We start from the raw sequence: 12,898 nt of genomic DNA, 5'->3' as shown, positions 1-12,898 counted from the left end.
AGAAATGACGTTCGTCAATTGGACCGCTGGTGTGAGTGTCGCGGCTGCGGTCGCGCTGTCGCTCGGCGCCGCGCCGGTGTCGGCCCAGCAGCCGAAGACGCAGCAGCCCTCGGCGCAGAAGCCTTCCGACGATCCGGCGTCCGACCAGGCCCGGCGGGACCAGCAGGCCCAACCCCGGCAGCAGTCGGTCGAGCAGCCGGGCGGGCCGCAACAGGGCGAACACCCGAAACCCGAGGTCGTGCACAAGACCCAGCCGGGCGACCAGTACCAGCCCAGCCACAACATCCTGTCGGAAGAGACGAAGGACCAGCCCGGCGCCAGGCCCGGCGTCCCGCAACTCAGCGCGGCGGAGTTCGAGCAGGCGAAGACGATCTATTTCGAGCGGTGCGCCGGCTGCCACGGCGTCCTGCGCAACGGGGCCACCGGCAAGCCGCTGACGCCGAACCTGACGCGGGAGCTGGGCTACGACTACCTGCGCAACTTCATCACCTACGGCTCGCCGGCCGGCATGCCCAACTGGGGCTCGTCGGGCGAGTTGAATCCGCAGCAGGTCGAGCTGATGGCCAAGTACCTGCTCAACGACCCGCCGCAGCCGCCCGAATTCGGCATGGGCGAGATGCGCAAGTCCTGGAAGGTCGTGGTGCCGCCGGACCAGCGCCCGAAGCAGAAGATGAACACGCTCAACATCGAGAACCTGTTCTCGGTGACCTTGCGCGATGCCGGGCAGGTGGCGCTGATCGACGGCGACACCAAGCAGATCGTCAACATCATCACCACCGGCTACGCGGTTCACATTTCCCGCCTGTCGGCGTCCGGGCGCTATCTCTACGTCATCGGCCGCGACGGCAAGATCGATCTGATCGACCTGTGGATGGAAAAGCCGGACACCGTGGCGGAGATCAAGATCGGCCTCGAGGCCCGCTCGGTCGAGACGTCCAAGGCCAAGGGCTGGGAGGACAAGCTCGCCATCGCCGGTGCCTACTGGCCGCCCCAGTACGTCATTATGAACGGCGACACGCTGGAGCCGCTGCGCATCGAATCGACCCGCGGCACCATCGTCGATACCCAGGAATACCATCCCGAGCCGCGCGTGGCCTCGATCGTCGCGTCGCACTTCTCGCCGACGTTCATCGTCAACGTGAAGGAGACCGGCAAGATCCTGGTCGTGAACTACGAGGACCTGAAGAACCTCAAGGTCACCAGCATCAACGCCGACCGCTTCCTGCATGATGGAGGGTTCGACTCGACCCGGCGGTACTTCCTCGTGGCGGCCAACGCCCGGAACAAGGTCGCGATCATCGACACCAAGACGAACGAGCTGGTGAAGATCGTCGAGACCGGCACGACGCCGCACCCGGGGCGCGGCGCCAATTTCGTCCATCCGACGTTCGGCCCGGTGTGGGCGACCAGCCACCTCGGCAGCGAGGCCATCAGCCTCATCGGCACCGATCCGGAGAAGCACCCGCAGCAGGCGTGGACGGTCGTGCAGGAGCTGCTGGGGCAGGGCGGCGGATCCCTCTTCATCAAGACGCACCCGAACTCGCGGAACCTGTGGGTCGACACCCCGCTCAACCCCGAGCCCTCGGTGGCCGGCAGCGTCGCCGTGTTCAACCTCGACGATCTCGGCGCCGGGATCCAGGTGCTTCCCATCGCCGAGTGGGCCGGCATCACGGACGGCAATCCCCGCATCGTCCAGCCGGAATACAACAGGGACGGTTCGGAGGTTTGGTTCTCCGTCTGGAACGGCAAGGAGAAGACGTCGGCCATCGTCATCGTCGACGACAAGACCCGCAAGCTGAAGACGGTCATCAAAGACCCGCGGCTCGTCACCCCGACCGGCAAGTTCAACGTCTTCAACACGCAGAACGATGTCTATTGAGGTCGGTCCGGTGCGGAGCGTGGTGACGGGCAGGAACGCTGGCAGGACGGGCGGCGGGGAAGGGCACCGCCGGAGCGCCGCCGTCAGCGCCGCGATCGGCCAAGGGCGCGGAGGGTAGCCCATGCGCCTGTCGCGGCGGCGGTTCCTGACCATCACGGCGTCGGTGGCGGCGCTCGCGGGGAGAAGCGCCCCGGTGCGCGCCGCGACCCTGGCCGAGACCCTGGTGGAGTGGCGCGGCACGGTGCTCGGCGCCGCGGCGTCCCTGCGGCTCCACCATCCCGACACGGCGGCAGCCGAGCGGCTGGTCGCCGCGTGCGTCGCGGAGGTCGAGCGTCTGGACGGGGTGTTCAGCCTCTATCGCGCGGACTCGGCGCTGTCGGTGCTCAATCGCCGGGGCGTTCTCGAGGCCCCGCCATTGGATCTCGTCGAACTCCTCGGCGAGGCGCTGCGGTTCGCGGCCCTGACGTCCGGCGCGTTCGATCCGACGGTGCAGCCCTTGTGGGTTCTCCATGCCGCGCATTTTTCGCGGGAGGGTGCGGATCCCCACGGCCCGGACGCCGGAGCCGTCGCCACGGCCCGGGAACTCGTCGACCACCGCCGCGTCGCGGTGGGGCCCGCGCGCATCGCCCTGGCGCGGCGCGGCATGGCCATCACCCTGAACGGCATCGCGCAGGGGTTCATCACCGATCGCGTCGCCGACCTGCTGCGGCAGGCGGGGATGCGGGACGTGCTCATCGACATGGGGGAGATCGCGGCCCTGGGGCGGCGTCCGGACGGGCGCCCCTGGTCGGTGGGGCTCGACGGCCACGGCGATCCGGCGCCGGTGCTGCCGGTCGGCGACCGGGCGGTCGCCACGTCCAGCCCCGACGGGACCCGGTTCAGCCCGCTCTGCCACCATCTCTTCGACCCGGCAACCGGCCGCTGCGCGGACCGGGTGGACGCCGTCACCGTCGTGGCTCCGCGGGCCACGACGGCGGATGCGCTGTCGACGGCGCTCGCCATCGTGCCGCCGGAGCACGCAGGCCCCCTCCTGGAGGCCGCCGGACCGGCCTGGGCCCTCGTCACCCGCGCCGGTGAGCGGCGCCTCGTCGGAGACCTCCGGTGGGGCGATCCCCTACCGTCCTTGCGCTGATGCGACACGCCCGCCCAGGCCGGCGGTCGGCGCCACCGCCTGCAGGAATCGCGCGGCCAAGACCTGATAATCGTGATGCTGCAGCACGAAGCGCCGGCCGTTCGCGCCGAGGCGCTGCCGCTCGGCAACGGGCATCCGCCGCAAGGCGAGGATGGCCTGCGCCAGCGCGGCCGGATCGTCGGGAGCAACCGTGATCCCGCACTCGGCATCGCCGACAAGGTCGTTGCTGGCGTCGCTTCCCTGCACCACCGGGCGGCCGGCCAGCATGTAGTCGAAGATCTTGTTGGGCGAGATGCCGTAGCGATAGAGCGGGCTGCGCGCCCAGGAGACGACCAGCGCGTCCTGCCGTGTCAGGAAGGTCTGCACCGCCCGCTTGGGAATCCGGCCGAGCAGGTGGAAGTTGTCGAGCCCGTGGCGCGCGGCCTGCGCCCGCAGGGCGTCCTCGTGGTTGCCGCTTCCGACCAGCAGGAACGACACGTCCTCGTGCGCCAGCAGGCGCGCCGCCTCGACCAGGGGCTCCACCGCGTTGGACAGGTTCAGGCCGCCCGCATAGCCGATGAGAAAGCGCCCGCGCGCGCGTTCCCGTTCGATCACCGCCTCCACCTCGGCCGGCAGGTCGCCGTCGAAGGACGCCTGCGGGTGGGCGAGAGGGATGCCGTTCGGGACATGGATGAACTTCCGCGGGTTCATGCCCCGGGTCACCATGTGCTCCAGCGTGTGGGGCAGGATGGACACGACGGCATCCGCGCGGCGGTAGGCGGCGTCCTCGGCCATCTGCATCAGGCGGATGTAGGGATGGCGGGGCGAATAGCCGCCGAGCAGCATCGGGCTCAGCGGCCACAGGTCGTGCACCTCGAAGACCAGCCGCGCCCCGCTCAGCCGGGCGATCCGCGCGCCGGGATAGATGTCCAGCGGGTAGGTGGAGGAGCAGATCACGAGATCCGGCCGCACCTCGCCGGCGATATGGTCCGCGTACGCCATCAGCTTGCCGACGAAGGTCATCATGTTCACGACCCGGCCGAGGCCGTTCCCGGCGTAGCGGCCGGTCCGCAGCCAGCGGAAGCGGATCCCCTCCTCCTCGGTCGCGTCGAGGTCGGCGCGGATCTCGGGCCTGTGGGTGCGCAGGTGCGAGAAGCTTGATCCGATGACGGTCACCGCGTGCCCTTGCGAGGCCCACTCGCGGCCCAGGTAGAACGGACGATACTCCATGCCCAGGCGGTCGGAGCCGGCATAGTGGTTGATCACCAGGATGTTCATGACCGTCCTTCTGCAACGGGAACTGGAACGTGGCGGCCGGCCTGCGGCCCGCTGCCAAGCCAAGGTTTCGACGCAGGCCGGGCCGGCGATCCTGCGCCGCCCTTTCGAGGCACCTCGAATGGCGATGCGGACGTCGGCGGAGAACAGGGACGGTTCACAAACACGCAGTGCAAATGCGACTTAGTCGCAAATCAATCTTGACCGCTGCCCTGGCGAAAGGTTAGGACGCGTAGGGATAGCACTTCACCCGCTCCGGTGCGGTGCGACCGCAGCGCCCACAGGAGGTCCGGACGTGCCCAGCGAGCGGCAGCGATCCAACGGTCTGATCGCCAGCGTCCAGGAACACTATGCGGACCTGCTCCGCTTCCTGGCGCGGCGGATGGGCGATCCCGACCGGGCCGCCGACGTCGCGCACGACACCGTCCTGCGTCTGGCGGCGGCGGGGGACGCGGTGGCGGAGGTTCAGGACCCGCGCGCCTATCTGTTCCGCGTCGCCGGCAACCTCGCCATCGACACGCTGCGGCAGAACGCCCGGCGCGCCGCGGTCGCGGCAAGCGACGACGCGGTGGAGGCGGTGCCGGACCCCGCCCCGCTGCCGGACTCCACGCTGCTGGCGCGCGAGCGGGTCCGCCAGCTCGGCGCGGCGCTCGACGCGCTGCCGGCCAAGCCGCGGCAGGCGTTGCTGCTCAGCCGGATGGACGGGATGACCCACGCCCAGATCGCGGCTCGGCTCGGCGTGTCGGAGAGCATGGTGGCCAAGTACATCGCCCAGGCGCTGCGGCACTGCCGCGACCGCCTTGATCCCCCGAACGCTGGAGAATAGCGCATGCTCGCGCTGTCGTTCCGCCCCGCCGGATTCGTCGTGTGGACAGGGGAGGCGCGGCCTCCGTTGCCGGGACGCCCATGATGCCGAACGAACCACACCCGCCCATCCCGTTCCCGCCGCGGCTGAGCGACGAGGCGATCGACTGGGTGGTGCGGCTGCGCTCCGGCCGGGCGACCGCGGAGGACCACGCGGCCTTCGCGGCGTGGCGCCGGCGCAGCCCGGCGCACGCGGCGGCGGCGGCGCAGGCCGAGATGCTGTGGCGCGACATCGGCGCCGTCGGCGCACGGCCGGAGCGGACGCGGACACTCGGCCGGCGCGCCGTGCTGGGCGGCGCGGTCGCGGCCTCGGCCGCCGCGCTGGCGGTCGGCAGCGGCGTGGTCGGCCCGCTGGCCGGGCTGTACGCCGACCACGCCACGCGGGTCGGCGAGCGGCGGGAGGTCCGCCTGCCCGACGGCTCGCTGGCCGCGCTCAACACGGCGACCGCGCTGTCCGTCGCCTTCTCGGCCGGCGAGCGCCGTGTCGTGCTGCACGAGGGCGAGGCCCAGTTCGAGGTTGTCCGCGACGCCGCACGCCCGTTCGTCGTGCGCGCCGACGGCAGCGAGGTGCAGGCGCTCGGCACCGTGTTCAGCGTGCGCAACACCGGTGGGGCGGTCGAAGTGGTGGTCAGCGAGGGCAGTGTCGAGGTGCGCGGCGGCGTGCACGCGGTCCGCCTCGTCGCCGACGAGCGCGTGGCCTTCGGCATGGGCGGCGAACCGGGCGCGCCGGAGCGTGTGGACGCCCGGACGGAGACGGCGTGGCGGCGTGGCAAGCTGATCTTCAACCGCCGTCCGCTGGGCGATGTCGTAGCCGAGATGCAGCGCTACCGCCCCGGCCGCATCGCCGTGGTGGACGACCGGCTGCGGGCGCTGGAGGTCTCGGGCATCTTCGACCTCGGCGACGCCGACGGCCTGCTGCGCACGGTCGAGCAGACCATGGCCGCCCGCGTCGTCCGCATGCCGTTGCTGACGGTGATCTACTGACGGTGCGGATTGAGCCCTCCCCCCAGCGGGGCTGGGGGAGGGAACACCGCCCGAAAAAATTTTCCGCCGGGCGCTGCAAGGTCGCTCCCCTTCGTTCGTCGTAGGCTTGGAGAATGCGAATGGTTCTCGTTCGCAGAACAAACAAGAAGTGAAGAGGCTTTTGGCATGGCTGAGCGGCTGGGGTGCGTGGCGGTCGATCGGGATCGGGTGAGCAACATGCGGGCGCTGCTGCTGCTGTCCACCGCGGCGGCGCTGTGCGCCGTTCCGGCGCTCGGCCGCGCGGCGGAGGCGCCGCGGCAGACGGCACAGGCGGAGCAGGGGGTGCGCTTCCAGATCCCGGCGCAGGAGCTGGACACGGCGCTGACCGCCTTCGCCGACCAGGCCGGCCTGCGGCTGCTGTTCGCCTCGCGCGACCTCGCCGGCCTGCGGACGGCCGGGCTGAGCGGCACGCTGACGCCGGCGCAGGGGCTGCGCCAGCTGCTGTCCGGCACCGGCTACACGTGGCGGTTCAGCGACGCGCGCACCGTGGTGCTGGAGAAGGTCGCCGCGGCGCCGGGCGTCGTCGTCACCGACCCGGTCTCGGTGGAGGGGCGGCGCAGCAGCCGCGACCCCGGCGCGACCGAGGGCAGCGGTTCCTACGGCGGGTCGGTGACCACCGTCGGCTCCAAGATGCCGACGACCCTGCGCGAGACGCCGCAGTCGGTCAGCGTCGTCACCCGCCAGCGCATCGACGACCAGAACCTGAACCGGCTGGAGGACGCCATGCGCGCCACCACCGGCATGACGGTTCTGACCAACGACCAGGGCCGCTCCAGCATCTTCACTCGCGGCTACGAGCTGGACAACGCGCTGGTGGATGGCCTTCCCGCCCCGCTGTCCAGCGTCTACGGCACGCAGCCGGACCTCGTCATGTTCGACCGCATCGAGGTGCTGCGCGGGCCGTCCGGCATGCTGTTCGGCACCGGTGAGCCGGGTGGCACCGTCAATCTGGTGCGCAAGCGCGCCCAGGACCGCTTCACGGCGACGGGCTCGGCGACCATCGGGTCGTGGGAGTACCGGCGCGCCGAGGTGGACGTCGGCGGGCCGCTGACCGAGGCGGGGCGGGTGCGCGGGCGCCTCGTCGGCGCCTTCCAGGACCGCGACACCCACGTGAACGTCAACCACAACCGCACCAAGGTCGGCTATGGCACCGTCGACGTCGACCTGACCGAGAACACCACGCTGTCGCTCTCCGCGGCGCGGCAGGAGGCCGCCGTCAACCCGTTCAACGGCCTGCCGGCCTACGCGTCCGGGCAGCTGCTGGACGTCGATCGCTCGACCTTCATCGGCGCCGACTGGAACCGCTTCAAGAACGACATCACCGACGGCTTCGCCGAGCTGGAGCACCGTTTCGAGGGCGGCGGGCGCGCCCGCGCCGCCGTCCGCTACAGCGACCGCGACGTCGACTTCAAGTACGCCTACTCGCGCAGCGCCGTCGACCCGCGCACCAACACCACGGGCCTGACCGTGCTGGCGCGCCAGTACTGGGAGGAGTCGCTCTCGGCCGACGCCAACGTCAGCCTGCCGTTCAGCCTGCTGGGCCAGACGCACACCGTGCTGGCCGGCGTCGATTACCGGCGCTACCAGCAGAAGCTGTACCAGGGGCAGGCCAACTTCGGGCCGGCCATCAACGTCTACAACCCGATCTCCAACGTGGCTGAGCCGGCGACGCCCTTCACCACGCGCACCGAGAACGAGCCGATCCAGTACAGCGCCTACGGCCAGCTGCGCCTGAAGCCGGTCAGCCCGCTGACCGTGCTGCTGGGCGGGCGGCTCAGCCGCTACGAGAACACCTCCACCAACCTGGTCAACGGCGCCGTCACCACCTTCACCGAGGAGGGCAAGTTCACGCCCTACGCCGGCCTGATCCTCGACCTGACCGACACGGTGTCGGCCTACGCCAGCTACACCGACATCTTCCAGCCGCAGACCGCCACCGGCGCCAACGGCGCGGTGCTGCGGCCACGCACCGGCACCCAGTACGAGACCGGCCTGAAGGGCGAGTTCCTCGGCGGTGCGCTGAACGCCCACGCCGCGCTGTTCCGCTTGACCGACGAGAACCGCGCCATCGCCGACGCCACCCGCCCCACCGTCTCCATCGCCGCCGGCAAGGTGCGGGTGCAGGGCTTCGAAGCGGAGGTCAGCGGCACCGTGATGCCGGGCTGGGAGGTGTTCGCCGGCTACGCCTACACCCAGACCGAGTACCTGACCGCCCCGCCGGGGCAGTCCGGCACCTTCAACACCTGGACGCCGAAGCACTCCGCCACGCTGTGGACGCGCTACACCTTCCAGGACGGCCCGCTCGACGGCTTCCACGTGGGCGGTGGCCTGCGCGCCTACAGCGGCTACTTCGCCCAGTCGGGCGCCGTGCGGTTCGAGCAGGGGGGCTACACCGTCGCCGACGCCCAGATCGGCTATCAGGTCACCAAAGCCGTGGGTGTCGCGCTGTCGGTCAACAACCTGTTCGACACCAAGTACTATTCGCGCGTCGGCGGGCCGACCGTGTTCAACTTCTACGGCGAGCCGCGCAGCGCCTGGCTCAAGCTGACGGCGAAGTTCTGAGCATGCGCCGGCTCGCCCGCCTGATCCTGCCGCTGCTGCTGGCCGCCTCCCCGGCGACGGCGCAGCCCTCCGCCGTCACCGTGCCGAACAGCGAGGTGCGCGTGATGCACGCCCGCGACGACGGGCGGGAGTACCGCATCCTCGTCGCCCGGCCGGCGGGCGCGCCGCCGCCCGCCGGCTTCCCGGTGCTCTACGTGCTCGACGGCAACGCGGCGTTCGCCACGGTGGCGGAGGCGGTGCGGGTGCAGAGCCGCCGCGCCGCGGCCACCGGCGTGGCGCCGGCCGTCGTCGTCGGCATCGGCTATCCCACCGACGGGCCGTACGACGAGACGCGGCGCATCCGCGACTTCACGACGCCGGCCGATCCGGCCCGGCTGCCGCCGCGTCCGGACGGTTCGCCCTGGCCGGCCAACGGCGGTGCCGACGCCTTCCTGCGTTTCCTGGTGGAAGAGGTGAAGCCGGCCATCGCCCGCGACGTTCCGGTCGACCGCACGCGCGACGCGCTGTTCGGCCACTCGCTGGGCGGGCTGTTCGTGCTGCACACCCTGTTCACCCGCCCCGACGCCTTCCGCGCCTACGCCGCCATCAGCCCGTCCCTCTGGTGGAACGACCGCGCGATCCTGGAGGAGGAGCGGCGCTTCGCCGCCTCATCCCCGCCGTCTGGCCGCCGCCTGCTGATCGCCGTCGGCGGGCTGGAACGCCAGCGCAACATGGTGGACGACGCCGAGGCGCTGGCCGCCCGGCTGTCCGCCCCGGGCACCCTCCAGGTCGTTCAGCGCACGTTCGAGGGCGAGAACCACGGGTCCATCGTGCCGACCGCCCTCAGCCATGCCCTGCGCGCCACGCTGGGGCCGGTTCCATGAGTCCGAAAGGTCCGCCGATGCTGAGAATCCTGCTGTCCGCCCTGGCCGTCCTGCTGCCGCTGGCGTCCGCCGCGGCGGCCGACCGCGTCGAGGTCACCGACCTCGCCGGCCGCACGGTGTCGGTGCCGGCCCGTGTGGAACGCGTCATCCTCGGCGAGGGGCGCTACGTCCCGGTGCTCGCCATCCTCGACCGCGACGACCCGACGAAGCGCGTCGTCGGCCAGATGGGCGAGTTCCAGATGCTCGACCCCGGCACCTTCGCGCAGTACCGCGAACGCTTCCCGAAGCTGGCGGAGATCCAGCCCATCGGACGGGTGTCGGCGGACAGCTTCAACGTCGCCCAGGCCATCACGCTGCAGCCGGACGTCGCCATCTTCGGGCTGGAGGGGCACGGCCCCTCGCCCAAGGCCACCGAGGTCATCGCGCAGCTGGAGGCGGCGGGCATCGCCGTGGTCTTCATCGACTTCCGCCGCGATCCCCTGCTGAACACGCCGCGCAGCGTCGCGCTGCTCGGCAAGGTGCTGGGCCGCGAGGCGGAGGCTGCGGAGTTCACCGCGCTCTACGACGCCGAGCTGAGGCGCGTCACCGACCGGATCGCCACCCTTGCGGAGCGCCCGACGGTGTTCCTGGAGAGCCGGGTCGGCCTCAACGACCAGTGCTGCGAGACCATGGTGAACGGCATGATGGGCCGCTACATCGACGTGGCCGGCGGGCGCAACGCCGCGGCCGGCCTGGTGCCCGGCGAGACCGGCACCGTCAACGTCGAGCACCTGCTGACCCGCGAGCCGGACGTCTACATCGGCACCGCCACCGGCGCGCTGGCCACCATGGACAAGACGCCCAACCGCATCGTGCTGGGCGTCGGGGTGACGCCGGAGCTGGCCCGCGCCTCGCTGGAGCGCGCGACCAGGCGCACCGGCATCGCCGAGCTGACCGCGGTGCGCGAGAAGCGTGCCTTCGCCATCTGGCACCACTTCTACAACTCGCCCTTCAACGTCGCCGCCGTGCAGGCCTTTGCCACATGGCTGCACCCGCAGGCCTTCGCCGACCTCGACCCGCAGGCGACGCTGCGCACGCTGTACGAACGCTTCCAGCCGATCCCGCTGAACGGCACGTACTGGGTCGGCCTGAAATGACGGATGGCGGGGAGATGGTGGCCACGCCGCCGCTGGCGCGCGCCTACGCGCGCTTCGTGCGGCTGCGCGTCGTTCTGCTGGTCGGGCTGGCTGTGGCGCTGGTGGCGTCCTTCCTGGTGGACATCGCCACAGGACCGGCGGCGCTGCCGCTGCGCGACGTGGCCGCGGGCCTGCTCGATCGGGCGGCGCTGCCGCGCGCGCAGGGGGTGATCCTGTGGGACGTGCGGCTGCCCTACGCCGCCATGGCGGTCTTCGTCGGCGCCGCGCTGGGGCTGGCCGGGGCGGAGATGCAGACGGTGCTCAACAACCCGCTGGCCAGCCCGATGACGCTCGGCGTGTCGTTCGCCGCCACCTTCGGGGCGTCGGTCGCCATCGTGCTGGAATTGGACCTGCTCGGGCTGGGCGCCAACGTCGCCATCGCCGCCAGCGCCTTCGCCGGCGCGGCCGGGGCGACGCTGCTGATCTACGCGCTGTCGCGCAGCGTCGGGGCGACCAAGGACACCGTGGTGCTGTTCGGCATCGCCATGTTCTTCACCTTCAACGCCCTGGTCTCGCTGATTCAGTTCGTGGCGAACACCGATGCCTTGCAGCAGATCGTGTTCTGGACCATGGGAAGCCTGGCGCGCGCCACCTGGGGCAAGATCGCCGTGATCGCCGCGGTGCTGGCGCTGTGCGTGCCCCTCTCGCTGCGCGACGCCTGGGCGCTGACCGCGCTGCGCGGCGGCGAGGAGCAGGCGCGCAGCTTCGGCATCCCGGTGGAGCGGCTGCGCCTCACCGTGCTGCTGCGCGCCAGCCTGCTGGCGGCGGTGGCCGTGGCGTTCGCCGGGGCCATCGGCTTCATCGGGCTGGTCGGCCCGCACATCGCGCGCCTGCTGCTGGGCGAGGATCACCGCTTCTACCTGCCGGGCAGCGCGCTCGCCGGGGCGGTGGTGCTGTCGGCGGCCTCCATCGCCAGCAAGCTGCTGATCCCCGGGCTGATCGTGCCCATCGGCATCGTCACGGCGCTGGTCGGCATCCCGCTGTTCATGGCGCTGGTGCTCGGCCAGAGGAGGGCGTCGTGATGAGGGGATTGTCTCTGCACGGCGTGAGCGTCGGCTACGGCCGCCGCACCGTGCTCTCTGGACTGGAGCTGGAGACGGTGCCGCCCGGCGCGCTGGTGGCGGTGATCGGGCCGAACGCCGCCGGCAAGTCGACGCTGCTGAAGGCCATCGCCGGCCTGCGCCCGGCGTCCGGCCGCATCCTGCTGGACGGCGAGGACCTGACCGCCATGCCGGCGCACCGCCGGGTGCGGATGGTCGGCTACCTGCCGCAGGCGCTGCCGCAGGGCACCTCGCTGGTCGCCTACGAGGCGGTGCTGGCCGCGCTGCGGGCGGTGCGCGGCGACGGATCGGCGGAAGCGGCCATCGACGCCGTGTTCGACCAGCTCGGCCTGCGCGACCTTGCGCTCCGCCGCCTGGGCGAGATGTCGGGCGGGCAGCGGCAGATGGTCGGGCTGGCGCAGGCGCTGGTGCGCCGGCCGCGGCTGCTGCTGCTCGACGAGCCGACCAGCGCGCTCGACCTGCGCTGGCAGCTGACGGTGCTGGAGACGGTGCGCGCCATCGCCGCGCGCGACGGCTCCATCGCGCTGCTGGCCATGCATGACCTCAACCTGGCGCTGCGCACCTGCGACGTTGTGGTGGTGCTGGCGCACGGCCGGCTGCTGACCGCGGGGCCGCCGGAGCAGGCCATGAGCCCCGACGTGCTGCGCCGCGCCTACGGCATCGAAGGCCGGGTCGAGCGCTGCTCGCAAGGCTTTCCCATCGTCCTTTCCGATCGCGCCGTGCCGCGGTCCGAACCGTCCGGGAGCACCACGCCATGATCGTCTCCGAAGCCAGGGTGACGACCGCGCTGGCCAGCCGCTACCTCGTCCAGCTCTGCAAGCATTTCCGCCACAAGATCGCGGTCGAGTACGACGACGCCCGCGGCCGGGCGGAGTTCGCCATGGGCGTCTGCGTCATGGAGGCGGACGGCGGCGCCTTGTCCCTACGCTGTGAGGCGCCGGACGCGGCGGCGCTGATGCAGGTGGAGAGCATCGTCGGCCAGCACCTGGAGCGCTTCGCCTGGAAGGAGAAGCCGTCGCTGTCCTGGACTCCCGCCGGGGCGGCGTAACCGTCACGGGAGCGCGACGGCGGCAGGAAAGGACAAA

General features: G+C 71.5%; 11 protein-coding genes. 10 read left to right on the top strand and 1 reads right to left on the bottom strand.

The window, feature by feature from the left end; genetic code table 11:
• The first annotated feature begins 283 nt into the window (after positions 1-283).
• Both ACRWK7_RS20895 and ACRWK7_RS20890 read left to right on the top strand, forming a co-directional pair.
• Complete coding sequence (locus tag ACRWK7_RS20895) at positions 284-1,879, top strand: cytochrome D1 domain-containing protein (RefSeq protein WP_431858277.1); 1,596 nt, start codon at positions 284-286, stop codon at positions 1,877-1,879.
• Positions 1,880-2,000: 121 nt separating this feature from the next.
• Positions 2,001-3,011 carry an FAD:protein FMN transferase gene (locus ACRWK7_RS20890; protein ID WP_431858210.1) on the top strand — a complete coding sequence of 337 codons (1,011 nt, stop codon included), beginning with the start codon at positions 2,001-2,003 and terminating at the stop codon, positions 3,009-3,011.
• On the opposite strand, the gene ACRWK7_RS20885 is transcribed toward ACRWK7_RS20890, so the two are convergent.
• Positions 2,994-4,268: a glycosyltransferase family 4 protein gene (locus ACRWK7_RS20885; RefSeq protein ID WP_431858209.1), complete on the bottom strand. Its 1,275-nt coding sequence runs from the start codon at positions 4,266-4,268 to the stop codon at positions 2,994-2,996. The two genes, ACRWK7_RS20890 and ACRWK7_RS20885, sit on opposite strands and share 18 nt — an antisense overlap.
• 292 nt (positions 4,269-4,560) lie before the next feature.
• On the opposite strand from ACRWK7_RS20885, the gene ACRWK7_RS20880 reads away from it, so the two are divergent.
• The 8 genes from ACRWK7_RS20880 (at position 4,561) to ACRWK7_RS20845 (ending at position 12,861) form a co-directional block, all read left to right on the top strand.
• A complete protein-coding gene (locus ACRWK7_RS20880) occupies positions 4,561-5,091 on the top strand; it encodes an RNA polymerase sigma factor (protein WP_431858208.1) in 531 nt (176 codons plus the stop codon).
• An 83-nt stretch (positions 5,092-5,174) separates the two neighbouring features.
• On the top strand, positions 5,175-6,113 hold the full coding sequence (locus ACRWK7_RS20875; protein WP_431858207.1) for a FecR family protein: 939 nt from the start codon (positions 5,175-5,177) through the stop codon (positions 6,111-6,113).
• A 165-nt stretch (positions 6,114-6,278) separates the two neighbouring features.
• Positions 6,279-8,714, top strand: a complete 2,436-nt coding sequence (locus ACRWK7_RS20870; protein WP_431858206.1) for a TonB-dependent siderophore receptor — start codon at positions 6,279-6,281, stop codon at positions 8,712-8,714.
• A 2-nt stretch (positions 8,715-8,716) separates the two neighbouring features.
• Positions 8,717-9,577 carry an alpha/beta hydrolase gene (locus ACRWK7_RS20865; protein ID WP_431858205.1) on the top strand — a complete coding sequence of 287 codons (861 nt, stop codon included), beginning with the start codon at positions 8,717-8,719 and terminating at the stop codon, positions 9,575-9,577.
• Positions 9,578-9,594: 17 nt separating this feature from the next.
• Positions 9,595-10,713, top strand: a complete 1,119-nt coding sequence (locus ACRWK7_RS20860; protein WP_431858204.1) for an ABC transporter substrate-binding protein — start codon at positions 9,595-9,597, stop codon at positions 10,711-10,713.
• A 14-nt stretch (positions 10,714-10,727) separates the two neighbouring features.
• On the top strand, positions 10,728-11,774 hold the full coding sequence (locus ACRWK7_RS20855; protein ID WP_431858203.1) for a FecCD family ABC transporter permease: 1,047 nt from the start codon (positions 10,728-10,730) through the stop codon (positions 11,772-11,774).
• A complete protein-coding gene (locus ACRWK7_RS20850) occupies positions 11,774-12,571 on the top strand; it encodes an ABC transporter ATP-binding protein (protein WP_431858202.1) in 798 nt (265 codons plus the stop codon). The genes ACRWK7_RS20855 and ACRWK7_RS20850 overlap by 1 nt, the downstream gene beginning before the upstream one ends.
• Positions 12,568-12,861, top strand: coding sequence for a DUF2218 domain-containing protein (locus ACRWK7_RS20845; protein ID WP_431858201.1), 294 nt, complete (start codon positions 12,568-12,570; stop codon positions 12,859-12,861). Before ACRWK7_RS20850 ends, ACRWK7_RS20845 begins: the two co-directional genes overlap by 4 nt.
• The last annotated feature ends 37 nt before the right edge of the window (positions 12,862-12,898 follow it).

The sequence above is a fragment of the Azospirillum sp. genome (assembly GCF_050789165.1).
The sequence above is the reverse complement of the archived record's forward strand: the minus strand, read 5'-3'. Positions and strand labels throughout refer to the sequence as shown.

Bases quoted from the DNA above. Each gene is read 5' to 3' on its own strand.
- ACRWK7_RS20890 (WP_431858210.1), top strand. From the start codon at position 2,001: ATGCGCCTGTCGCGGCGGCGGTTCCTGACCATCACGGCGTCGGTGGCG.
- ACRWK7_RS20885 (WP_431858209.1), bottom strand. From the start codon at position 4,268: ATGAACATCCTGGTGATCAACCACTATGCCGGCTCCGACCGCCTGGGC.
- ACRWK7_RS20875 (WP_431858207.1), top strand. From the start codon at position 5,175: ATGCCGAACGAACCACACCCGCCCATCCCGTTCCCGCCGCGGCTGAGC.
- ACRWK7_RS20870 (WP_431858206.1), top strand. From the start codon at position 6,279: ATGGCTGAGCGGCTGGGGTGCGTGGCGGTCGATCGGGATCGGGTGAGC.
- ACRWK7_RS20865 (WP_431858205.1), top strand. From the start codon at position 8,717: ATGCGCCGGCTCGCCCGCCTGATCCTGCCGCTGCTGCTGGCCGCCTCC.
- ACRWK7_RS20860 (WP_431858204.1), top strand. From the start codon at position 9,595: ATGCTGAGAATCCTGCTGTCCGCCCTGGCCGTCCTGCTGCCGCTGGCG.
- ACRWK7_RS20855 (WP_431858203.1), top strand. From the start codon at position 10,728: ATGGTGGCCACGCCGCCGCTGGCGCGCGCCTACGCGCGCTTCGTGCGG.
- ACRWK7_RS20850 (WP_431858202.1), top strand. From the start codon at position 11,774: ATGAGGGGATTGTCTCTGCACGGCGTGAGCGTCGGCTACGGCCGCCGC.
- ACRWK7_RS20845 (WP_431858201.1), top strand. From the start codon at position 12,568: ATGATCGTCTCCGAAGCCAGGGTGACGACCGCGCTGGCCAGCCGCTAC.